Raw genomic sequence first — 21,813 nt, forward strand, 5'->3', positions numbered from 1 at the left:
TCGATCGATCGCCCAACGCCAACGGCCGCGCGTACAATCCGAACCGCAAACGTGCTATCATGCGATCTGTTTGCGAGAGTCCCGCCAGTCGGCGGCGACGTTCTTCAGCCATCCAGCACGCGGATGCTTGTCTCGCGATAGGGGCTCACCCCCGCAGGACAGTTTTTCAGTCCTTCAGTTTTTGTCTGAACCGGAACCGCGTGTGACCAAGCCCGACCAACCACCGCCCCCCATCGCCCGTGCGATCGCGATGTTCACGCTTATCGTGGCTGGGGAAGCTGTCTTCTTTTTGCCGTTTGTGCTGCCTCGGGTCTTTAGGCCGACTCTGCTGGAAGTCTTTCAGCTGACGAACCTCGAACTGGGGATCGCGTTTTCGCTGTACGGCGTCGTGGCGATGATCGCCTATTTCCCCGGCGGCCCGCTGGCAGACCTGTTCTCGGCGCGGAAGCTGATGGCTGTGGCGCTGCTAGCGACCGCCGCTGGCGGCTTGCTGCTAGCATCGATCCCTTCGCTCGGCGGCCTCAAACTACTTTACGGTTTCTGGGGTGCCACCACGATCCTGCTGTTTTGGGCACCGTTGATTCGAGCGACGCGAGCCTGGGGCGGCGCGATGCTCCCCGGCCGCGCCTTCGGATTCCTCGACGGAGGACGTGGCCTCGTCGCTGCGGCGATCGGCAGCGGAGCCGTCGCGTTGTTCGCGCTGTTGATGCCCGAAGATGTCCAAACGGCATCCGCGGCTCAACGAACCCACGCCTTCCAACAAGTCGTCTACCTGTTCACAGGGATCACGCTGGCCGCTGCGGCGCTGGTCTGGTTCGCATTGCCGCGGCAGGGAGAACCGTCGGATCCAATCGAACTCAAACGCCCGCTGGGTGCGGTCCGCCGCGTACTAAAGATGCCGACGGTGTGGTTGCAAGCGATCGTTGTCGTCAGTGCCTACGTCGGCTACAAGGGCCTCGACAATATCTCGCTCTACGCGCACGAGGTGCTGGAGTTCGACGAAGTGCAAGCGGCTCAGGTCGGCACGCTTTCGATGTGGATGCGTCCCGTGGCAGCAGTCGCCGCGGGCCTGCTAGCCGATCGCTTTGGCGTCGCCCGACTGACGATCTTGAGCCTGCTGGGATTCGGAATCGGCAGCGGCATGTTGGCCGTCGGAGCTTTCCCGCCGGGTATGTCGATGTTCTTCTTTGCCACGATGGTCAGCACCAGCGCCTGCGTTTTCGCGTTGCGAGGGCTCTACTTTGCCATGATGGAAGAAGGCCGCGTGCCGTTTGGCGACACGGGCTGCGCGGTCGGCATCGTCTCGGTCATCGGCTTCACGCCCGACGTCTTCATGGGACCTTGGATGGGCATCCTGTTGGATCGTTGGCCGGGGGAACTTGGCCACCAATACTTCTTCGCATCCCTCGCAGTCGCCGCCACGATCGGGCTGATCGCATCGATCGCCTTCTCGCGGATCGTCCGTGGTTTGATTTGAAGTGGATATTTCTGTTGTCGATCGACGCCAGTTCGTGAGTGCTCGGTTGACGCACGATCGCTGCGTAGCGAAGTGATTTCAGAGGGCTGACAATTGGCCGGCGCAGCAGTGCTAAATCAGGTCGACAATGCTTCCGAATTCGGGATCGATCAGTCGGCGGTAGGTGCGGACGGCGAAGCGGTCGGTCATTTGCGCCAGCGTGTCGCAGAGGATTCGCGCCGCGGTCCGCTGGTCGCCGTCGGCCTCTCGCAGTGCCATTTCGGTTTCGGGGGGCAGCAGACGTAGCGGACGCTTGCGACCGCCGAGGTAGTTGTCGGCAAATATTTTATACAGTTCGCCGAGGACGCGGGCCGCTTTGTGGTCCAGTTGTTGCAACTGAGGCGCGCGGAATACAAGATCCAACGCGATGCGTTTGTACAGCCGCGACTCGGCCGCCGCTTCCGGAGCGACGGTCACGTCGTACCGGTATCGCGCGGTATGGGCGGACATGAAGTTGTCGGTGGCGGCGACGATGTCAGCCGCAGCAATGAAGTCGCCGACTTTGCGTCCCATTAAAGGTTCCAGTCGCCGCCGACGGATTGCACTGCAGAGATCCTTTATGTGTTGTCCGTCCTGGTCGGTGATGTCATTGGTTTCCGCCCAACGTTCCAGTTGTTCCAGATTGATGAAGCCCGCGTTGTTGCCGTCGACGATATCGTTCAACGAATAGGCGGTGTCGTCGGCCCAGTCCATGATCTGGCATTCGACCGATTTGAAACCGTTGCGTTCCTGGCCGGGGGCCAGTTGAGATAAGAACCTGTCGTTGCCAAACGCGAACGCCAGGAAACGTTGCTGAGAATCGTAGACGAAGTGATTGTCGGCGTGCGGCGTCTCCGCGAGGAGTGTTTTGTATTTAAGCGTTGCGTCCAAGAATCCTCGCGATGGATTCATGCCGCGTGTGCCATAGATCGTCTCGGTCAACAGACGCAGTGTTTGTGCGTTCCCTTCGAATCCTCCATGGTCGCGCATCAGATCGTGCAACACACGCTCGCCGGCGTGACCGAAGGGGGGATGGCCGATATCGTGCGACAGACAGGCGGCCTCGACCAGATCGGGATCGATAAAGTGATCGTCGCCCATCGAGTCGTTCGTCGCTTTGAGTCGACCGCAGATTGAACGGCCGATCTGCGCGACTTCCAAAGAATGCGTCAAACGCGTGCGGTAAAAGTCGTATTCGCCCGACAGGAAAACCTGCGTTTTGCTCTGCAATCTGCGGAATGCGGAGGTATACAGGATCCGGTCTCGGTCGATCTGAAAGGGCGTGCGGTAGTCGTCGGGCCGCTGTCCGCCGGCACCCGAGAGAGGTTCGATATCGAACGCGTTGTAAAATGTGTTGGCCATCGTAGGGTCGCGATTGAAGGAAAGGACAGGTTCGCTCGCTGTTGTACCAGAAAACCTGACTTGCCCCTGATCGGAACCGTACACACCAAAAAAAACGCCCCGATCCGATCGAGGCGTTTTTCTATAGGCACAGATTCTGAACGGTGCAGGTCTCGATTACCCCGGTCCGCCCGATTTTTTTAGGTCAAAGTCGACGTCCGCGTTCGAACCCGGTTGAACGTCGACGGTCAGTTCGGAGTCCACGTTGTACATCGCCGGAATCAGCTCTTTTTGAGGTGCAACGCCTTCGCCTTCCACCGTAGCGACCGTGATGCGGACAACGTTCTTACCGACGATCGCACCGGGGCGATCGGCCATGTAGGTGAGTTCGTAAAGTCCGCTGGCATCGGTCTTGCCGTGGGATGGACGGTCGTCCTCGTGATAAAACGAAACGAGTGCATTGGGCAATGGTTCGCCATCAAAGGTGACCGTGCCGGACACCGCGGCCAATCGTGGTCCCCCGCTACCGCCACAACCCAGGGTAACGCAGGCAAGGGCGATGAAAACGAAGGTCGATATGCGAGCTGCTGATAAGTCTATGACGTTCATGGATAAGTAGCCAAATGATGGAATTAAGTCGGAGTGCAACTAGTACGGGCCGATCACTTCGCCCCCGTCCATCGTTCCGAGCGCGGCTTGGAGACGCAGCGGAATGGACTCCGACATGAAAGTGACGCTGGCGTCGCCGCGGATGAATTGAGCGCCACCTGGATGCAAGCTGCTTGGGTTGTAAGCGCTTGAGCCATTGATGACGTAATCCGTGTCGTTCGACGAACGCTCCATTCGCATCCGAACCTGGAATTGCGATATGCTGCCGGAAATGCTGCCGCCGAAGTCGTTCTGATAGCCGATCCATAACGAGCCCGCGGGTCCGCCGATCGTGCATCGCTCTGCCACCATGATCGTGTTGCTTAAACCATCGATGATGTCGCGGAATTGTGTCGCCGAGTTGTCGGTGAAAATCGACGCTCTGTCGGAACCGCCCGCCCCATTGGTCGCGACAGGATCGGAACCGTTGTAATACGCCGAGTAGACGCCGACATAGTTGGATTTTGCGAAGTAGATTCCGCCGGTTCCGCCCAGCTTCCTATTCAGGTCCCCGCCTGGGTCCGAAGGACAAAGGAAGGCACTTACGGGAGATTGCGCGAGCGGTGGGTTGTTTCCGACGCCGTTTGTCGTGACTTCCAGAATGTCCTCCCACGGCTGATCGAACGCACCCGCTGTGGAAAGCGAATCGAACAAGGGGCCTTGTTCCATGAACGGCAGAATCATCGTTCCCCAAGCTAGTTGATTGCTTGTCACGATACCTGGCGGCAGCTTCCGGTAGGTGTCGTGGTAATTGTGAAGCGAAAGTCCAATCTGCTTCATGTTGTTGCTGCAGCTCATGCGCCGCGCCGCTTCGCGAGCCGCCTGAACCGCTGGTAACAATAGCCCAACCAAGATGCCAATAATCGCGATTACAACCAGGAGCTCCACCAACGTGAAGCCACTCTCTTTTTTTGCTTTCATCAGGAATCCCTAATACTAAATAGAAACGAAAAAAACGGGTGAGTTGATTTTTTTGGGGGAAACGCATTCGCCGTATCCTCCCCTCTGAGCGCAACTCATTCGACAGAAGTCGCATTGCAAAGAATTTGTGCCGCATTAGAAATGCGTACATCCCAGAGCACTGAAGCGTGCGGGGAGTAGATTAGTTGCTGTGGATTATATCGGTACGTTAGCAGTGAGGCAATGGATCTTTTCTCACACTTAGTAGATTCCTCATCGAAGCGTCGTGTAGGAATAGGAGGGTGAGCATGTATAGAAAGTGCTGATGTGGGGTATTGAGTTATACAGAAGTGGGGTTAGTGAGAAGGTTGTTCTATAGTTAAATGTTGATGCGGTGGTAGCTTGTGTGGTGTGAGGCGAGTATCCATAGGTGTCGTGTTTGTTGGCTGTGGTGCGGTGCGGTCCCGTGGGGGCTCTTTCACTGAAGTTGGTAGTAGTTGTGGTGGTCTGTTATTCGTCGTTTGTGGTGTGGCTTGGTTTTTAGTTAGCTCGTGTGGTGTGTTGAGTGTTCCTGGGAGGATGGTTTTCGGAGGTGTGAACTGCACGAGTGTGGGTGAATTGTGGAGTTGCTCGCTGGCGTAGTCGGAAGTGGGGGGCGTGTGGTCCGTGTGGGAGTTGGAAGCCGGGCGGAAGCAAGAGGGGGCGGAAGGCAATGTGTGCAGGGTGTGGCTGACGCAGAGGCGACGAAGGCACGCGACTTATTCATGGCGTTGGATTCGGCAACGGGAGACCATCGCTGCGGAGAGATCGGCAGGAGGTTCGTTCCTGACTTGTGGCGCGGCGTACAAGGTCTTCGCGTTCGGCTCGCGGTGGTGAACGCTTCGGCAAGCGCTCTCCCACGCTATCGGTAGCCTGATTCTCAAAGACGCCCGATTGCGCGCGTGGTAGGGGATTCCATCAAATCGGCATCGATCGTCGATTGGCTTGGCCGCCGAGCTGCTCGAGCGAGCAGCGACGTTAGCGACCTGAAACGCAAAAAGGCTTGGAGCGGATGTTCCAAGCCTTTTTGCGTATTTTGTACTCTCGGAAGCGGCTCACCAGTGCACGTTGTGAAGCCACGAAGAAGATGAGTACCCCCGAAGGGATTCGAACCCATTCAGAACCATTGTGTTTTGATGGTTTTCTAGCGGTCTTGTGCGCTTTCTGTGCGCCTGGACGTTTACCGTCCATTCCGTCCAAATTCGACAACGCAACCGTCCACCCCTTTCGCAGCCGCTAACTTTCTAGCACTCGACTTGGGAACACCAACAAACCACGCCTGCCGATGCGAATCGACCGGCCACCCCGCTGTCCCAAGTCGAGTTGGAGCAGCGGGGTTTTTTTGTGGACTTACGTTTCGCCTGTGTTGCTGAGTGGAAGGGCCCCTGATGAAAGAATCACTTTCAAACCGCGTCGCATTCTTGCGACTTCGAATCACACGCATCGTGATGCCGTGGCGACGAGTCGACCGTTTGGCGTCTCGCGTTGCCGTGCTTGAATCGAACGTTGTGTATCTCGCACACGAGAACCAACGGTTGATAGGGCACTTGAAGTTCTACGCGGTCCAGCTCAAAGAGTTGGGCGAACGGCTGAACGATCAGACAGTCAAGCAGAGTCCCAGCTTCGAACCAAGCAACAACTGAGGTGGGGTATGTCACGCGGATTGAACGTCGTAATTCTGGCGATGCAATCAGGGTTCTTGGTTTTCGGATTGAACGAAAGCCACCTTTCCATGACTGCGGTCGCTGCGTTCGGAGTTGGCTTCTCGCTGTCGGTATTGGTCCGCAATTAACGCGATGGCTCGAATTGGAATAGCTGGAATTCTGGCGTCACTGAATTGGAGTCAACCAACACGATGTGCCCGTACTCTTTTTGCCCGATCGGAAACACGCAGCGGAGCGTGAGTGACTCACCAGGTTTAACGATGATTGCAGGATCCATGAAGAACGAACAGTCAGACGTCAAATCGCATCGCGAGAAATCAATTGTTTGCGATCGACTTCGCTCGGCAGCGATCACCGTTCGGTGTGGCGGTATCGATCCGCCGTTGTTCGACGTCACCTGTGGCACGGTCCGTTGTAGCCCAAATCCGAACAACACGAGGTCGCGACCACCGTTGTTCTGGATGATGCAGTTGGACGTGTCTTCCGCGATGCGAATTGTACGCAGTACCACAAGCTGTGGTGATTCCCGCCACTGCTTGACCGTGTCCAGTTCGATCGTCAATGCATTCTCCTTGTTGGCGATGAACTGTGCACATTGTGAGGCCTTGTCGGCCGCAGCGTTGCCTGAACTGATCTGCCATGCAGCTATCACAACGGCCACCACGGCACCGATCGCGGCGATAGCACATTGCACAACGCATCCGAAATTGTCGTTGTCGTTCATTGAATCAGGATCCATTTGCATTGCTTCGGTCGGCGAAAGTGCCTCACGTCTCCTGTTTTCCAGAGAATCCAAAACGATCGCAATCCCTGGGCGGTTGAACCTTCTGCAAATGGTCAAAAAGGGTTGTGCCCGTGGCGAATGAACCAACCCGAATTGAACGAGATGGAACTTCGGGATCGCTGCGTCCCAACCAACCAAACCAAGAGACCAAAACGATGCAAGTGACGATGGAATCGACCGACGTAAAACTCGACATCGACGGCGTCCCGTGCCGGCTATGGAACGGCGTCACCCCCGGTGGCGTGACATGTTTGGTGATGGTGCATCGCATCGGCGTTCACGCATTGGACGACGATAGTGAGTTTTCTGAGTTGGAGCCAAGGCCCGGCAAACTCACCTGTGTTGACTATGAGCTATTGCGTGCGGTCCTTGAAACTGCCGAGAGCGACGACGCTGTCATGCGAGGCTTCGACCAGCAGGTGATCACCGATCTACGGGAGATTCTGCAGCGATGAGTCATACCGCCGAATTGAGTCTGAAGAACTTGCATCTGTTGTCGCCCGATCTGGCAACCGACTTCAGCGAACAGTTGCACGCGGCCGTGGTGGATTGTCGGCAACGACCAAGCTTGGCAGAGAAACGCGAAGTGACGATCAAGCTGATCGTGCAACCACACCCGGAAGATCCCGACGACGTCACGATCCAACCGGTCACGTCGCGAAAAACGCCAGCACGAAAGATCGACGTGGTTCGCGCACGGCGAACCACGCGCAATCAACTGCAATTCGACTTCGATGAAGAGTTGTTGTGAACGCCCGTAAACAAAGCGACGTTCGTTTGGGATGCGGTGGCTGTCTATGCCCCAGCCACCGTGCAGGTTCGAAACCTGCCGTCGCTTTTGGTGAATTGTATTTGTTTGTTCAATCGTAAGGAGTTAGCAGGATGTTAGTCCTAGCCAGAAACCCAGGCCAATCGATATACATTTGTGGCAAAGTGATCCGCGTTACCGTGGTTCGTGTTCTCGGAAACCGCATCTACCTTGGATTCGACGCGCCTCGCGAAGTTGACATCGTGCGAAGTGAGCTGGTTGACGATTTGGGTGACGATGGAGACTCCGCGAATATCAAAGTGGAGGCCTGAAGCGATGGTCGCCTACAACTTCCAAAGCCAGTTCGTCGATGCGATCGAATCAGGTACCAAATCGCATACAGTACGCCGGATAAGCAAACGGCGACATGCACGCGAAGGCGATCGATTGCAGCTCTACACCGGCATGCGAACGAAAGCATGCCGCAAGATCCTCGATCCGGATCCTGTCTGCTTGAAGGTGCAAAACATCGTGTTGGAGGTTGGCGACGAATCAATCGTTGCCGCTGAGATCGACGGCACGCCAGTCAACGATCTTGCCCCTTTCGCGAGCTCAGACGGGTTCGAATCGCTCGAAACATTCCATCGGTTCTGGCGGATGTTTCATGGCGTTGGCACCTTCCACGGCAAGCTGATTGCATGGGGGGCGGAATGCCACGAATAGCAACGTTGTCGCGCCCGATCGTCCGTCGCATCGAGCCGAAGCTAATCGTTCGGATCACGCCTGACGGCGTCTCAATCCGCGGATATCGCCGTCGTCGATGGCGTGACGTTTCATGGGCGCAGCTGGCATCGCTTGCCGACGACCAGCTGCCATTGGTCAAGCATTGCCAATTGGCCGATGGTCAAGAACAACTTCGCAAACTCGGTGCGATTGAGGATTGATCGGTGCGAGGCGCAAAGCAACAAACGATCGATTTCACGCGCGGCGACCAGCTGGGATTGCTGAAGTCTCTGCCGATCAAGTCCGCCGACGTCGGCGATGGCAAAGCGGCGGCGCGTGTCAGCTCACGCATGGCGCTAAGCGTGCTGCGCGCGATTGATGACTACTGCGGCAAGAGTGGTCGCTGTTGGGCTTCGGCCGCGACGATCGGTGCCGACATCAATTGCAGCGAACGGAGTGTACGCCGTGCCATTCGGCTGCTTGAGTCAGAACAGTTGATCGTGATTGAGCACAGGCACGGTCGAAGCCCCATCATGGTGATCAATTGGGGCGAAATCTCTCTGCGTGTATCGAAAGCAAACGCCACCGCAACCCCGGACATTTTCCCCTCCGGCAACCCCGGACATTTTTTTGCTAACCCCGGACAGTCTGACACGAACCCCGGACAGTCTGACCGGAACCCCGGACAATATGTCCGACGAACCGTAAGTAACCGAAAAAGAACCGCTCTCCCCCCTCCCCCCCAAAACACGAGCGGGAGTGAGGGGAGCGATTTTGATTTGCCTTCCCCGATCGAAGAGACCGCGACCTGGCACCACGTAGCCCAGCGCCTCGCGTTATCCGGCATCCGGGAATGGCGTCGAGCTTTAGCTGACCTGCAGGCAGCCGTCGACGTCGAGCACGCCACGCGATTGCTCGATGTGTACACCGACCGCGTCGGTGCCTATGGACCGTTTGCCCTGTACCGCCGCTGTCGCAACGCCTCCGCTGTGTTGCCGCCGGAGGATGGTTGGCCTGACCCGAAGCCGGAATCGGCTTACGCACGCGACCACGTCGCTGCAGAGCGGATCCTCGCAGCGGTACACCGCGACGCGGCAAATCGTGAATCGCTCGGATACGACAAGCCGAGCCCAAAGGCCATCGCGGCAGTGGCTGCGGATCGAATGGCCGCTGCTGGACTCGGTTGCGACCTGCTACCGGAGCGCTACCGGCAGTTGCTAGAACGCAATTCCCGAACCGACAAGGAACGCCAAATGTGCAGTTAAGTTACGGGATCGAGCCAACCATTTTCGAGGTTAAGCAAATGCCAGATCGAGAAAGATCTTTGATTGGCAATCCGGGATCGCACGATCCGTTGGAGGATCGCAATAAAGCGTCGGATGAGGTGGAACGTTGGGTTGTCGATAGGTATGGGCCAATCGAAACGGAATACGTCGACATGCCCCAGTTTGTGGACGGCAATGTCGTCGCAGTCGCGGTCCCGTTACTTCGCGGTGTGCAGATCGGCATGGGGTCATCGCGGCAGTTGGCGATCCACGATCTCTATCTTCGACTGACGACAAACCCGGTACTTGAAACATCGTTGCCGCCATGGTGGCAGAAACGTGTCGAGGGATCCCGATAACGTTTGTGTTCAGCAGGCGGCGGCGCACGACATTGACTTCAGGGCCGACGCCGCCCGCCGCTCCGTGTGCAACACATTGTTATTTCGCTTTGGCGTTTCGGTCGCGGATTGCACGAAACTTCGCAATTGCAGTTCTACCATATTCGAGGGCATGTTCCAGCAGTTCGCGATAGCCAACTTCCTGTAGGATGTGATCAGGAATAGTCTCGAGCAACTCGTGCGGTTCAAGACGATCAACAAGAGGTAACGACGGAACGCCTTCTTTTCGGAACAGCCGTGAGTATGGACAGAACGATTGCATGACAATCCCAAATAGGTCGTACTGTCGTTTGAGGGCCATGTATTCTTCTTTATCGGATTCAGGCAGATCGCCAAACCACGCAGGCAAGAAGGGTTCGGCAAATGTCATTAGAGGATCAAGGTGTTCGTCTACCTGAAGCGAGAAATAATTCTCGAACCATGTTTCTTCAAAGGCGGCTTGAAACTCCCGCCACGTCACCAATTCAAGATTGGTAAGTTCGGATGCAGTGAATGAGCCCGATTGAAAACCATTGAGGGAGATAATGTACCCGACGTTTGCGCCAATGTCTGAAACGACCGTTCGAAAGCTGTGAATTACTGTTTGAGGAACGCGGTTCTTCCAGTGTTTGCACTCACAGACGATCGTATATTTGCGGCCTTTGACAACCTCTTCGGCGTAAACATCGAGTTCGACAGCGCCTCTAGCGGTATCGACCGGTTTTTCCACTTCAGTGTCGAATCCGCATTGCTGAAGAATTGATGCAACGTCGGTTTGCAATGCCTGCCAAGTATCGGGTGTGGACGTTGTAATCATGCGAAATAACGTTAGTGATCAGCGGGGACGGGCGAACGGCTTGCAAGCAGACGAAAAAACGGACCACCCGTCCTCCGTTGCATCACATGGTTATTTGCTTTTTTCGGCATCAATCCGCGGCACAGCAGCTGTTGACGACACGATCTCTGGAAGGCTATTTATGTGAATATCCATACCCGCCAATACGGCACGGATATCCACGTCAACGCCCATTTCAGTTAGCTCGCGACATAACTTAGTTGCGCGCTCAAGCGAGGAGAGATATAGTTCCGCTTGTTTCTGCTTCACGTCGATTGAGTGCAACTCTGATTCTTGCCGATGCCGATGATCTTGCTCGCGCTCGTCGAGCTTGAACCTTCCAATTTTATCAAGCACCTCGGACAAGATTTGCTGCGCTCTTGCAGCTTCTTGCGCGGACTTCCCTTTAAACCAAGTTCGGCCTGAGCTAGACAAGTCAGTGAAAACTCCTGGTAGCGCTTCCTTGAGGTCTGTCAGCAGTTCCTCGACGAGTCCTGCGCGGTCGGCTGACTCCTTCTCTGTCAATCCGATCTGGATGATCTCCTTCTGTTCATCGCTCATCGTGTCGGCGCTCCTTCCAAGGTCAGCACTCCGGCATCTGATTGATCTTCGCGAACAGTCAGTCCGGAACCGCCTGCGCCGATGTGCATTCCGTTCAGGGCGACGTAAAGCTCGGCGAGTTTCTCGCCAACCAATTGTTCATCACAAAACTCCGGCAATGCGATGCAAATAGAGACAGAGTCGGTTTCCATGGTCGGTGCTTCGCCCACTTCCGCGTCAGCAATACCTGTAGCGAGCCAACGTTCAGCTTTCCTCATCGCTTCAGATGCGAATTCTTCAATGCGCTCTGTTGTTTCCTTGAACACATGTGAAACCTCTTCCAGTGTATAGTCGTATCCGTCGCCAAGTCCGGAGAGAAGCTTCACAATCTCGCGTTCGCGATACGAGAGTCGTTTCAGAACAGCGGACCGTTCTGCTTCAGGAATCTGTTTGAATTCAGTTAAGTTCATATGGTTTCGACGCAAATAACTATGTTTCTCACCCGCTTGACCGTGTGAGAATAAGGGTATTTGACTTGTTCTATCTGGGTAACCGGTGAGAACAAGTGTCGCGTGAGCGACATATTCTCCCCGATGATGCCGTAGCGAATGGGATGGGTAACCTGGTCTCACCGTTTCGCGTTGAACGAGCGAACGCCAGGAAAACGACGTTAGCTCTTTTGGGGGATTTTGTCAATCTTTACCGAATCGGGCGGATCACGGCCGCGGCATTGAAGTGCAGTCGCGATTATCCTCGCGTGGAAGATGTGGCTCGGTTGCTCGACGGGGGAGGGGCAGATTGTGGCGCGGCCCGGCTTGCGTAGACCGACCGCCAGCGCAGATATTTTTCCAGAAGTTTTTGATGGGGGGGCCCCCCTCGCCGGTCTCGTCCGGAAATCCTACGGGCGTCGAGTTGCCGGCTACGATTCGTAGCGTTAAAAAACACCCAATGGCGTGCCGGGCGAGTCGATTTCATTCAGATAACGGTAGGGTTTTGCGGGCGGCGGTGATTGACTTGCAAGCAAACGGAAAAGCGTGCCACCGCCGCTCCGCAACAACCCATGGTTATCTGCCGGCTTTAGACTGCAATGACGTCGCGGCACGAATGAATGTATCAAGTGACGCAAGTTCGGCATCGGAGAGCATTGCGACCGAGTGCCACAATTCGTCGCTTGGGTAGACCGAAAGCTGGTTGCGACATATCTTTGCGAAATCATGTGCGGATTTACAGTTAAAGAACGAGAGCGCATCTGAGGCGAAGTCCAACGCGTAGCCGGGCGTTCCAACGATGTGGTCAATCGCGTCTTGTTCCCGCCAATGCTCAAGTATCGCGACCGCAAGTTCGTGCTTCAAGAACTTGGAGCAATCTCGGTCGTTCCATACGTCGGGATTTAACACGATTAGTTGAAGGTTCGCATGACCATATTCGATTGTGTGTAGAATACCACGCGAATCGTTGATTGACTGACGGAGAGAATGAACTTCCCGCTGGTGGCGTATATGGTTCGCGTACAAGCCCATGCCGACCGCGAGAATCAGAATGGCGGTCAAGCAGTGCGCAAGAGTGAAACGCATGATCTAACCCAAGTTTAGCGAGTGGATTGCAGTCGGATAACGACTCGGATCACGTGGCGGCGACAGAGTGGGTTGAACAAACCGTACGTCGGGTCGCCGCTCGCGTGCATCCGTTGGTTCCCCGCTGTATTCCATTCCAGGTTACAGCGGGCAGCGTGAATGTATCACGCCCAAGCAGCAGTTATCAAACGCGAAATCAGTAATGAAAAATTTCAGCAATCACAGCCCACGAAATCAAAACAAAAACGATCAACGAAAACGCGCCGGCGGGGATTCGGCTTCGACCGCGACCATAGCAAGCAGCGTAGGAAAACGAAAGGAATGCCAGTCCTGTCGTAATCCATGCCGTGATGCCAAGAGTTCGGCGGAAGCGTTCCGAGTTTGGTGGCCGGTAACCGCCCGGTAGGTCAAAACCGTACCCAGAAGCGAGGATGACATAGGTCACGAACGAAAAGGCACCAATCATTACGAACCCGAACAGCGTTAGCACAATCGTTCCGCGAACCGATAACCCGCGAACTGCATTTGGACCGGCTGTATTGCCGTTGCTGTCGATATCGCTAGAAGCTGTATAAGGATTGAGGTGCATTATCCAGATCGGGGAACGTTGCCCGTCACCGGGCCGGGATAGTTAATTGTCCATTTGAGAAACCTTGCAAGCCCGGCTCCGGTGCACGGGATGGTTCCCCTCTGTTTGTTTCGCCCTCGGCGGGAGCAAAGGGATCGTCGTCTCGGTCACCTGCGAATTCGTCGAGATCACGCGAAAGATGAGGCCAGCCCGTACGTTCCAGCGGACTCCAGAAGTCAAAACTGTCAAACAACCGCTTTTGGAAGCGAGTCTGTTTTGCTGCCAGAGGCAATTCCGGTGCGAGTTGACCGTTCATCAAAACCGGATAGTGAATGTATCGCGTACGAGCATCGGGATACGAGTAGCCGCCGGGACCTCGAAAAAGAGACGGATCGTACGGACCCTTGTATGTCACCAGCCAGTAGAAGCGATTTTCGTCTTCGGACACGAGTATAGCGCGGTGGAAGGCCCACGCATGAAGATCACCGAAGCCCTTGAAAACAGTTTTTTCGTGTCGTGTCTTTGCGACCTTTATCGCTTGTACGATTCCGCAGGGAATCGGCTCTTCGCCGGCGTTCCAAGTTGGCGTTCTAGCGAGAATCTCAGGCGTTACGGTGAAAACCGTTGGCGTACCAAAAACCTCGAATTCATCGGCAGACGCATGAGCCTGCAACAGTCCTGCAATCAGGAAAATAGCTGAGGCACGAATTGTCATGATGTTGAGATTCATGGCTCTTCGGTCGGGGAACGACCGCGATAACCGAGTCGCGGCGATTGGTTTTCCATTGTCAAAAACGACGACTCCGCGACTTCGGTTCATCGCTTGGTTCGTCGGCTTCTTGGTGCAGGTTCAAGTTGCCGAATGCGATCTAGAATTCGCAGTGGGTCATCCCGACCGAATTCCCGAGGAGCATTGAAAGCAGCGAACTTGCAAAACCGAACGAAAGTCGCCCGCTGGTGAGCATTGTAGAGCGTAGCAAACGGAATGTCATCTTTGTTATTCGCGTGGACGAAGCCAGCAAGATCAAAGATGAAGGCGTCGTACATCAATCCATCCCGCATCCCGTCGGTCAGTACCGCGCGCATAATCGCCGGAGAGTAAAACCGCTTGCCACTAGAGTTCATGAAAAATATAGCGTCGTTCCGAGAGAATAGATCGTCAAACGGAACACGTCGCCAGTCGCTTCTTTCGGCGTTGTCGGAGCGGGCAAGTTCGCGCGGGTCAAAGCCGTAGTCTGCGTGGAAGGCTGCCTCGTAGAGAGTTGTGCCATCACCCAGCGTGACGCCAGCGAATGCTTGTTCGATGTACCGAATCAGCCAATCTCGCAAACGATTCTCTCAGTCCGACGAACGGCGGACATCACGGGGCACGGAGAGTTGGCTATCCATTGCGAAAAACGCTGCAAGCCGTGCTCCCGTGCATGTCATGGTTCTGTCATTTCTTCGATCGGGGAAACGTCGGCACCCCATCGACGATTGGTGTCCAGGCGTAACAAAGTGTATTCGGAACTGTTGCCCCAGTTGCTGAATTCTACGGTCACACCGCTAGGCATGTCAAAACGCCGCCACGTCGGAGTCGGACCCCCGCCAACAAAATCGATCTCCTGAGCGTCGGTTAGAAAGTCTTGGTACAGGTCGTCGATTCGAGCGCCTGGTAGAAACGGTCCAAGATTTACGTCAAAGCGAGAATCAGGCCAATCGTAGAGCATGTTCTTCCAACCTTGCTCCCAAGTTTTGCCAAAGTGTTCCATCGGAAGGTGGAAGTGTTCGGCATGTTTGAAATTGAAGCAAACGCGCAGCCGGAACTCAGGATCAGGGACGTCGTCATCAAGGATCTCGAATCCGACGCAACCATAGCCGTAGATCCCAGGGTACGTCATCCAAGAATCAGATGGCCCAAGTGTGGAAAAGACAGTGCTGCGTCGCGTAGCACGATCGAAAGCGCCGAAGCGACCGTTTAGAACAAAATCAGTTAGGTCAACAGGAAACGGCATCAGCACTCATTGACAGAACGTTACGGTTCAGCGGGCCGGGAGAGTTGGTCGTCCATTATCAAAACGCTTGCAAGTCCGGCTCCGTTGCAACCGATGGTTCTGCTCATTTGTCTTATCGTTAGAAGTCGGTATCTTTGACCAAATTGAGTTTACCGTCCTGCAGCTTGATGCGGTACCGCGTACCTTGCTTTAGCTGCGCGAAGATGGTTGCGTTTGATTCGGATACGTGGTCTTTCTTTTGGAGCGTTAGTTTGCGATTGCCAGGATTGACTAAAGCGACCGGCACGAACGTAACGAATCGCCCCTTCCTTCGTTTTTCCGGGCGATCATCAACTGCAATAAGACGATACCCGGAATCAAGCCCTTGTCTCACCGTGATGTCGTTTATCACGGCGTATTTGCTTGTATCAGTTTCAAAGTATCCAACGTTCGCCGCGTACCACATTGCAACAAGCACGCTGAAGGCAGCAACGGCGATTGCGAATGTCGGTCTCACTAAATGTTGCCGTGGACCTTGGGTTGAAACTTGCATCGAAATACTCTGCTTCATAGCAGAACGGTGGCGATCAGCGGGCCGGGAAGGTTGATGTTCCATTCGTGAAACCTTGCAAGCCCGGCTCCGTTGCATCGCATGGTTCGCCGCAATTACAACGGAGTGCCGACAGACACCACAATCGATGTTGGTGGTGAAGTGTCACAAATACTGTATCGATCATCCGGTCAGATCGGAAGACCGAGAAACAATGGAATTAGGACCAGTGAAGCAGTCAGCAATCGGGCGCTCAGTCGTTTTCGCGGCGTCGATGCGGTAAAGCAAAGAGCAATGCCGAATGGAAACGTCAGAAGCATGACGCGCCCCATCACACCACCGAAACGCCACCATAGCATCATGGACTGCGAGTACCGCGGAGTCATCCACGGATCATGCCACCGTGCATTGAGGTTTGTTGCGACGTAAATCGAAAGAGCAAACGATGCAGCGGCAACGAAGCCCCAAAACATAGCGTTGCCTTTGGGTCCCGCATGATGGTCAGATGCAACATCAGACTCGGATGTCTGTCGAGGAGCATCGTTGGGATTTGCGTCATCCAATGCGGGAGGGCACTACGTGAAGGTTTGTATGCGAAAGTCGGCGAACTATGTTTCTCACCGGTCGGCCCGGCTGAGAATAGGATTTATGGGCTTATTCTCACTGGTTGCTCCGTGAGAACAGCTTCGCTAGCAGCGGTTATTCTCGCAGGTTGCCCCCCCGTTTGCAACTCCCGGCTCCGCTGATGGCGTCAGAGCCCGCCTGCACAAGCTTTTACCGGACGTTTGACTCACGCCTCCCCCCCGCGTCGGACCTGCTGGGAAATTCCCCGGCCCCGATCCCACCGGGTAGGATTCTTTGCGTTGAAACATCGCTTATCGGGGGATACGGATGCCGGAGTTTGTTCTGTCGCTGCGCCAACTTGTCGCTTCGGGAACGTCGATCGAAGCTGCAGCTGCTTCAGTTGGAGTAAGTAAATCGACCGCCCATCGAATGCTCCAGCTTTGGGGCATGGGGGGCAAGAAACGTCGCCTTAACAAGCGTCTTTCCGACCAGCAACGTCAGAAGATCGGCGAGCTATTGTCGATCGGCCTGTCGCATCGGGAAGTCTCGCGCCGAGTGGCGTGTGATCACCGGACCGTAGCTCGATACAGCGATGTCGTCTCGTATTCATTTTGCCGACCGCGCCGCTGCTGTTCATGTGGCTATCGCGTTACCACCTCGGAATGTCTCGTATGCTTGGCACGTGTCGCGTAGCTGGAATTGGCGTCTGTCTGATTTTGTTGAGTCTGGCCGGATGCAACGGATCACTCGAAACGGCTCCTGCTACTCAACCCGTGCCACCCCCGGCGGCGGAGATCCCGGTCGCCAACCTTCCCGTCGATCTGCGGGAATGGAACTGGACCAATCGCCTCGGCATCGGTTCGTGCGCTCATGCGTCGTTTGTCTACCACCTGCGTTGGCAGAACCAATTGGAACTGGCCGAGCGATGGCGGGCCACGCATTCGGGGGGCGAATCGGCAACATCAATGCAGCGAGCCGTCCGAGCCGAGGGACTTCCATTTAACGCGACGACAACCGCGGATCCTGCATTCCTCGACTGGGCAAGCCGCACCCGACGCGGCGCGATCATCTGGTTCTTCAAGGATCACGCCGTTCACTTCTGCGGGTGGGCGAAGGTCGACGGAATCGAGTACGCGATCCTCTGCGACAACAACCGCATCGAACGCTACCTGCGCGTGGAACGAACCGAGTTTCTGCGGCGCTGGAAACAATACGACGGGTTCGCGCTCAGTACCACATTCTCGCCGGTACCGCCTACCCTATTCCCTGCTTTTGAAAGTGTCTGATGCACCCCAAACGCAACTTGTTCTGTCTCTGCTTTTTGCTTGTCGCCGCGTTGGTGCCGGTGATGAGCGGATGCGATGCCCAACAGCCCTACCCGCATCATCACCAACAGCCCGGGTGGAACGTCGATGTAAACGGAGCGGGTTGGAACGTTGATATCAACGGCCAATCGCCGCAACGCAATCCTTACTTTCCAAACGTCAGACCGGCCCCCGTCCAGCCGCGGCAACCGATCTTTCAGCAGCCGCGGCAACCAATTCTCCAGCCGCCTCAATTGTGTCCAGGCGGGCGATGCCCAGCCCGATCGATCGATTCCGTTGGTGAGGCGGAAGCCGTTGCCAGCACTGTCGCGGTGAAGCAAGGATCGTGCAAGTGCCTGCGCTGCATGAGGCCGACGGTCGGTGCCGACTGGCATAGCCTTTGGACGCCTGCAGGGGACGTTGCGACGTATCTCTGCAATGAATGCTGGGATCGAACGACACCCGAGGAACATGCGGGCTATCTGAGATTGGTCCTGCAGCGTGCAAAGCTGCCCGACGAAAAACGCGAACCGTTCGTTGCCGCGTTGAAGTCTACGATTGCCACCGATTGAACCGGCGCGTCGCAACTTAATCTAATAACCCCCGAGTGCCTCCGGTGGCCGGTTTCGATCGGCTGCCGGGGGCCAAGTGTGGAACCATCCAATGAAGCCGATCGTCATCGCAGTCCTGGCCGGAATCCTCGCCGCAAGCCATTGCCAAGCGCAAGTGCCGGAGGATGGTGGTCGCTATACGATCATCGTCGTAACGCAACCACAACCCTCTCCGACGGCCGAGCAGTTGGTACGGTGGCTCGCAGAGGATCCACACTTTGCCGAGTTGATGGCCCAGGTCCATTACCACCAATTCACGTCCGACAACGCTTTGTATCAACGTCGCTATGCGGCCCAGCTGCCGGAGACGCCCGTGATCGCGTTGGTCCGTCCGGACGGGGGCGTGGAGTACAAAGCCAGCGGTTCGAACATCCCGGCCACGGCCGCGGCGTTGCATGCTGAGATGCTGCACTATCACAACCTGCACCCGTACTATCCGCCACGGCAACCCGAAGCCTGGCCCGACACGCGAGTCTATGCCGAATCGAGTGGATACCCGCTCCGCGATTCTCGGCAGATCGCCCCACCTTATCCGTCAACCGGCGGACCGTCGGCGATCGCGTGGATGTTGCTCGCCGCCGGCGGCGTGCTGGCGGTTTGCATCATTGCGGCGTTGGCCTATCTGCTGTTGGCCGACGATTGATGATCGTCGACGCCGCGCTGCTGTGTCTCTTACTGATCGTTCTGTTGTTCGCTCCTAAACTGGGAATCCGTTAATGTCTCCGAATCAACAATACATTGCCGCTGTCGTCGTGGGGCTGATCGTTCTGTTGGCGATCGCTGTCGTCGTCGTGCTTGTCAGCCGTCGCAACCGCAAGCGTTGCGGGTGCGCCCCCGGGTGCGAAACTCCCACGCCGTTCACCTCGCTGCGAAACGTTCGCCCGTCCAGCAATTCCTTCGCTGTCGATTGTGAAGAGGCCCAGGCCTACATCGACATGAGAGCCGAAGCCAATGCACGACAACACAAGCTTGCCGTGGCCCGTAGCATGCGGGAACTAGCCGACGCTCAGCTGGCCGAGGAAGATGCCGCCGAGGTCGAATAGACCAATGTGCATTGCAATCATTGTCGCGATGCTGGTCGGCATTTCGCTCTTCCACATCGCGACGTTAATCCGTGATATCGTCCGACGGCACTCAATCCGCGTGTCTCACCGCAAGCTTTGGACACGGGCCGAGGATGTCTCTTGAATTCATCGCCGCTTTGATCGTCGCGAACATCGGCGGCGCGATTGCGGCTTGGGTCGCGCTCAACTCTCGCGTCTCGGCGAATGAGCAGTTGACCGACACGATCCGCAGCAAGATCGAAAAGCACGATCACGCGATCTACGGAAACGGCCGCAAAGGGCTGAACGAACGCGTCACCGTGCTGGAATCGACGTCCCAGCGAAAAACGAATGCCTAAGCGTGCCCGCCGGCTGGGCGAACGCAGGCCGGACCACTCACCGGCAGCCCCGCGGCCGATCACCTCACGCAAGACGTCGACACAGCGTGGCTACGATCGCCGCTGGCGAAAAGAGCGTCGAGCGTTCCTCGCTGAGAACCCGTACTGCGCCGAGCATCTACGCCGGAAGAAGATCCGGTTGGCCCAATGTGTCGACCATATCATCCCGCATCGCGGCAACAAGCGGCTGTTTTGGTCGCGCCGCAACTGGCAATCGCTGTGCAATTCATGCCACAGCAAAAAGACTCAGACCGAACGAACAGGAATCCCCAACAATGACTCGCGTCACGAAAGCACAACTGTCACGCCTGGTCGCGGCTATCGGCCGCAAGCGAACGATCGATAGCGAAAGCCGCGCCCTGGAATCGGAAATCAAGAACCTCCGAAAGATCGCGTACGATGATCTTCGATCGACCGGCAACCCGACCGCCAAGCGATCGGGATTCCTGCTGCGTTGGTCGACGGCCAAGGGACGCGTCTCTTGGAAGGAAGAGTTCATTCGCGAGGTTGGCAGCGAGAAGGCGACGCAGCTTGCGGAGAACGTCGGCACCGTGCAGTCGATCGATGTCGTTCCCGCTGAAGTGGCCTAATGCCAAAGAAGAAGGCGACGACCAAGCCGCGGCCGGGAACCAAACGTGGGCGCCCCAAGGGATCGACCACGAAGCCGCCGGCGAACACAGCCAGCGAGAAAGCGTTGGCTGCGGTCCCCAAGCCACCTGCCTATTTGGGCAAGTATGCCAAAGAGTATTGGGTGACGGTGGGGCCCGTGCTGATCGAAGCGAAGCTATTGACCAACAGCCACCTGGGAGCGTTCGCCGCACTGTGCGAAGCGTGGCACGAATATCGAACCAATCAAGACTGGATCACGGCGAACCCTGACAAGCTGACGTTCGCCACAGAAACCGGATACGTCGCAGAAGATCCACGGATCCGGTTTCGCAACAAAGCACTCGACACGCTGCAAAAGCTGTGGAGCAAGTTCGGCATGACGCCCAAGGCGCTGGCCGATCTTGGCAAATTGACTGACACCAAGAGTAGCATCCCCGCGATCGCAATCTTTGCGCGATCCAAGTACGACGATTTGGAAAAATGATGATCTGTGAACGATGTAAGACGGCCGAGGCCGTCAACGTGGAACGAGGGAAAGACTGGCAATCCTATTTGGGCGACACTCGCAGCGTGCTGAGCACGTTGCCCGACGAAAGCTTCGACGCGATCGTCAGTGATCCGCCCTATGGCAGCGGTGCCAATACGGTCGCCGGCCGACTCAGTAGTAGCAGCTCGAAGTATCGAAGCACGGGGGCCAAACCGCTCCCGGATATCCTCGGGGACTCGATGGTCCCCGAAGCTTGGCAAGGGATGATGCAGAGCATCATGGCTGAAGCGTACCGCGTGGCCCGTCCCGGTGCCGATGTGATCCTGTTTTGTGATTGGCGTTGCTATCCCGCATTGATGCAGATCGTTGGCGGCGCGAGGTTCCAACTGCGTGGCGTGGCGACCTGGGACAAGAAGAATTCGCGACCGATGAAGAATGGGTTCCGATCGCAGACCGAATGGATCATCAGTGCGCGAAAGCCCGGCAAACTCGATCGCGACAAAGACGTTTATCTGCCTGGCGTGTTCACCTTCCAAACGATGAGCAATGGCAAGCGTCACCTGACGCAGAAACCGTTGGCGCTGATGGCGGAGCTGGTACGCCTGGTCCCCGATGGTGGACACGTTCTCGACATGTTCCAGGGGAGCGGCACAACGGGCGTTGCATCGGTTCAGCGAGGGCTGAAATACACCGGAATCGAAGGTGTGAAAGAGTATCACGCGATCGCCTGCGAACGTTTGACCGAAACCGCTGCTTGACGTGCGGAGTTCGTC

Annotated in this window: 32 protein-coding genes; 19 read left to right on the plus strand and 13 right to left on the minus strand. The window is 56.2% G+C overall.

Going from position 1 to position 21,813, the window contains the following annotated elements:
• Positions 1–202 precede the first annotated feature (202 nt).
• Entirely contained in the window at positions 203–1,477 is a 1,275-nt protein-coding gene (locus Poly24_RS04040; protein ID WP_197452309.1) for an MFS transporter, read from the plus strand.
• 111 nt (positions 1,478–1,588) lie between these two features.
• Here Poly24_RS04040 and dgt read toward each other — a convergent pair whose 3' ends face one another.
• The 3 genes from dgt to Poly24_RS04055 all read right to left on the minus strand — a co-directional run bounded on the left by dgt (position 1,589) and on the right by Poly24_RS04055 (position 4,405).
• The gene (gene dgt, locus Poly24_RS04045) at positions 1,589–2,857 is read right to left on the minus strand and encodes a dGTP triphosphohydrolase (RefSeq protein WP_145090822.1); all 1,269 of its coding nucleotides are present in this window, start codon (positions 2,855–2,857) and stop codon (positions 1,589–1,591) included.
• A gap of 156 nt (positions 2,858–3,013) precedes the next feature.
• On the minus strand, positions 3,014–3,337 hold the full coding sequence (locus tag Poly24_RS04050) for a carboxypeptidase-like regulatory domain-containing protein (protein WP_145090825.1): 324 nt from the start codon (positions 3,335–3,337) through the stop codon (positions 3,014–3,016).
• A gap of 147 nt (positions 3,338–3,484) precedes the next feature.
• Complete coding sequence (locus tag Poly24_RS04055) at positions 3,485–4,405, minus strand: DUF1559 domain-containing protein (protein WP_145090828.1); 921 nt, start codon at positions 4,403–4,405, stop codon at positions 3,485–3,487.
• A 1,406-nt stretch (positions 4,406–5,811) separates the two neighbouring features.
• Here Poly24_RS04055 and Poly24_RS04060 point away from each other — a divergent pair.
• Positions 5,812–6,066 carry a hypothetical protein gene (locus tag Poly24_RS04060; RefSeq protein WP_145090831.1) on the plus strand — a complete coding sequence of 85 codons (255 nt, stop codon included), beginning with the start codon at positions 5,812–5,814 and terminating at the stop codon, positions 6,064–6,066.
• A gap of 145 nt (positions 6,067–6,211) precedes the next feature.
• On the opposite strand, the gene Poly24_RS04065 is transcribed toward Poly24_RS04060, so the two are convergent.
• Entirely contained in the window at positions 6,212–6,811 is a 600-nt protein-coding gene (locus Poly24_RS04065) for a hypothetical protein (protein ID WP_145090834.1), read from the minus strand.
• Between the two features lie 215 nt (positions 6,812–7,026).
• Between Poly24_RS04065 and Poly24_RS04070 the strand changes: the two genes are divergently transcribed.
• From Poly24_RS04070 to Poly24_RS04100, 7 genes are all read left to right on the plus strand, one after another.
• On the plus strand, positions 7,027–7,326 hold the full coding sequence (locus Poly24_RS04070; RefSeq protein WP_145090837.1) for a hypothetical protein: 300 nt from the start codon (positions 7,027–7,029) through the stop codon (positions 7,324–7,326).
• Positions 7,323–7,622: a hypothetical protein gene (locus tag Poly24_RS04075; protein WP_145090840.1), complete on the plus strand. Its 300-nt coding sequence runs from the start codon at positions 7,323–7,325 to the stop codon at positions 7,620–7,622. Before Poly24_RS04070 ends, Poly24_RS04075 begins: the two co-directional genes overlap by 4 nt.
• Before the next feature lie 131 nt (positions 7,623–7,753).
• A complete protein-coding gene (locus tag Poly24_RS27780) occupies positions 7,754–7,951 on the plus strand; it encodes a carbon storage regulator (protein WP_145090844.1) in 198 nt (65 codons plus the stop codon).
• A gap of 4 nt (positions 7,952–7,955) precedes the next feature.
• Entirely contained in the window at positions 7,956–8,342 is a 387-nt protein-coding gene (locus tag Poly24_RS04085) for an ASCH domain-containing protein (protein WP_145090847.1), read from the plus strand.
• A complete protein-coding gene (locus Poly24_RS04090) occupies positions 8,330–8,563 on the plus strand; it encodes a hypothetical protein (RefSeq protein ID WP_145090849.1) in 234 nt (77 codons plus the stop codon). The genes Poly24_RS04085 and Poly24_RS04090 overlap by 13 nt, the downstream gene beginning before the upstream one ends.
• A 3-nt stretch (positions 8,564–8,566) precedes the next feature.
• Positions 8,567–9,607 carry a helix-turn-helix domain-containing protein gene (locus Poly24_RS04095; RefSeq protein ID WP_197452310.1) on the plus strand — a complete coding sequence of 347 codons (1,041 nt, stop codon included), beginning with the start codon at positions 8,567–8,569 and terminating at the stop codon, positions 9,605–9,607.
• Positions 9,608–9,645: 38 nt separating this feature from the next.
• Entirely contained in the window at positions 9,646–9,966 is a 321-nt protein-coding gene (locus tag Poly24_RS04100; protein WP_145090855.1) for a hypothetical protein, read from the plus strand.
• 79 nt (positions 9,967–10,045) lie between these two features.
• On the opposite strand, the gene Poly24_RS04105 is transcribed toward Poly24_RS04100, so the two are convergent.
• The 9 genes from Poly24_RS04105 to Poly24_RS04150 form a co-directional block, all read right to left on the minus strand.
• Positions 10,046–10,801 (minus strand): restriction endonuclease, encoded by a 756-nt coding sequence (locus tag Poly24_RS04105; protein ID WP_145090858.1) that lies wholly within the window; start codon positions 10,799–10,801, stop codon positions 10,046–10,048.
• Positions 10,802–10,891: 90 nt separating this feature from the next.
• Complete coding sequence (locus tag Poly24_RS04110) at positions 10,892–11,380, minus strand: hypothetical protein (protein ID WP_145090861.1); 489 nt, start codon at positions 11,378–11,380, stop codon at positions 10,892–10,894.
• A complete protein-coding gene (locus Poly24_RS04115; protein WP_145090864.1) occupies positions 11,377–11,829 on the minus strand; it encodes a sigma factor-like helix-turn-helix DNA-binding protein in 453 nt (150 codons plus the stop codon). The genes Poly24_RS04110 and Poly24_RS04115 overlap by 4 nt, the downstream gene beginning before the upstream one ends.
• A 594-nt stretch (positions 11,830–12,423) precedes the next feature.
• Positions 12,424–12,933 carry a hypothetical protein gene (locus Poly24_RS04120; RefSeq protein ID WP_145090867.1) on the minus strand — a complete coding sequence of 170 codons (510 nt, stop codon included), beginning with the start codon at positions 12,931–12,933 and terminating at the stop codon, positions 12,424–12,426.
• A gap of 196 nt (positions 12,934–13,129) precedes the next feature.
• Positions 13,130–13,522, minus strand: coding sequence for a hypothetical protein (locus tag Poly24_RS04125; RefSeq protein WP_145090870.1), 393 nt, complete (start codon positions 13,520–13,522; stop codon positions 13,130–13,132).
• 25 nt (positions 13,523–13,547) lie between these two features.
• Complete coding sequence (locus Poly24_RS04130; RefSeq protein WP_231753462.1) at positions 13,548–14,231, minus strand: hypothetical protein; 684 nt, start codon at positions 14,229–14,231, stop codon at positions 13,548–13,550.
• Positions 14,232–14,317: 86 nt separating this feature from the next.
• Entirely contained in the window at positions 14,318–14,830 is a 513-nt protein-coding gene (locus Poly24_RS04140; protein WP_145090876.1) for a DUF6714 family protein, read from the minus strand.
• Positions 14,831–14,925: 95 nt separating this feature from the next.
• Positions 14,926–15,381, minus strand: coding sequence for a hypothetical protein (locus Poly24_RS04145; protein ID WP_145090879.1), 456 nt, complete (start codon positions 15,379–15,381; stop codon positions 14,926–14,928).
• Positions 15,382–15,613: 232 nt separating this feature from the next.
• Positions 15,614–16,027, minus strand: coding sequence for a hypothetical protein (locus Poly24_RS04150; RefSeq protein WP_145090882.1), 414 nt, complete (start codon positions 16,025–16,027; stop codon positions 15,614–15,616).
• A gap of 1,008 nt (positions 16,028–17,035) precedes the next feature.
• Here Poly24_RS04150 and Poly24_RS27785 point away from each other — a divergent pair.
• The 10 genes from Poly24_RS27785 to Poly24_RS04200 all read left to right on the plus strand — a co-directional run bounded on the left by Poly24_RS27785 (position 17,036) and on the right by Poly24_RS04200 (position 21,798).
• Entirely contained in the window at positions 17,036–17,281 is a 246-nt protein-coding gene (locus Poly24_RS27785; RefSeq protein ID WP_391556934.1) for a helix-turn-helix domain-containing protein, read from the plus strand.
• Positions 17,260–17,874: a hypothetical protein gene (locus Poly24_RS04160; protein WP_145090888.1), complete on the plus strand. Its 615-nt coding sequence runs from the start codon at positions 17,260–17,262 to the stop codon at positions 17,872–17,874. Before Poly24_RS27785 ends, Poly24_RS04160 begins: the two co-directional genes overlap by 22 nt.
• Positions 17,874–18,464 carry a hypothetical protein gene (locus Poly24_RS04165; protein ID WP_145090892.1) on the plus strand — a complete coding sequence of 197 codons (591 nt, stop codon included), beginning with the start codon at positions 17,874–17,876 and terminating at the stop codon, positions 18,462–18,464. The genes Poly24_RS04160 and Poly24_RS04165 overlap by 1 nt, the downstream gene beginning before the upstream one ends.
• A gap of 91 nt (positions 18,465–18,555) precedes the next feature.
• Positions 18,556–19,146 (plus strand): hypothetical protein, encoded by a 591-nt coding sequence (locus tag Poly24_RS04170; protein ID WP_145090895.1) that lies wholly within the window; start codon positions 18,556–18,558, stop codon positions 19,144–19,146.
• Between the two features lie 73 nt (positions 19,147–19,219).
• Positions 19,220–19,546, plus strand: coding sequence for a hypothetical protein (locus tag Poly24_RS04175; RefSeq protein WP_145090898.1), 327 nt, complete (start codon positions 19,220–19,222; stop codon positions 19,544–19,546).
• Positions 19,547–19,680: 134 nt separating this feature from the next.
• On the plus strand, positions 19,681–19,905 hold the full coding sequence (locus Poly24_RS04180) for a hypothetical protein (protein ID WP_145090900.1): 225 nt from the start codon (positions 19,681–19,683) through the stop codon (positions 19,903–19,905).
• Positions 19,898–20,290, plus strand: a complete 393-nt coding sequence (locus tag Poly24_RS27790; RefSeq protein WP_145090903.1) for an HNH endonuclease — start codon at positions 19,898–19,900, stop codon at positions 20,288–20,290. Before Poly24_RS04180 ends, Poly24_RS27790 begins: the two co-directional genes overlap by 8 nt.
• Positions 20,220–20,534 (plus strand): hypothetical protein, encoded by a 315-nt coding sequence (locus Poly24_RS04190; protein WP_145090906.1) that lies wholly within the window; start codon positions 20,220–20,222, stop codon positions 20,532–20,534. The genes Poly24_RS27790 and Poly24_RS04190 overlap by 71 nt, the downstream gene beginning before the upstream one ends.
• Positions 20,534–21,037 carry a phage terminase small subunit P27 family gene (locus Poly24_RS04195; protein ID WP_145090909.1) on the plus strand — a complete coding sequence of 168 codons (504 nt, stop codon included), beginning with the start codon at positions 20,534–20,536 and terminating at the stop codon, positions 21,035–21,037. Before Poly24_RS04190 ends, Poly24_RS04195 begins: the two co-directional genes overlap by 1 nt.
• Positions 21,034–21,798, plus strand: a complete 765-nt coding sequence (locus Poly24_RS04200; protein WP_145090912.1) for a DNA-methyltransferase — start codon at positions 21,034–21,036, stop codon at positions 21,796–21,798. The genes Poly24_RS04195 and Poly24_RS04200 overlap by 4 nt, the downstream gene beginning before the upstream one ends.
• Positions 21,799–21,813 lie beyond the last annotated feature (15 nt).

This window comes from Rosistilla carotiformis (assembly GCF_007753095.1).
Taxonomy (GTDB): domain Bacteria; phylum Planctomycetota; class Planctomycetia; order Pirellulales; family Pirellulaceae; genus Rosistilla; species Rosistilla carotiformis.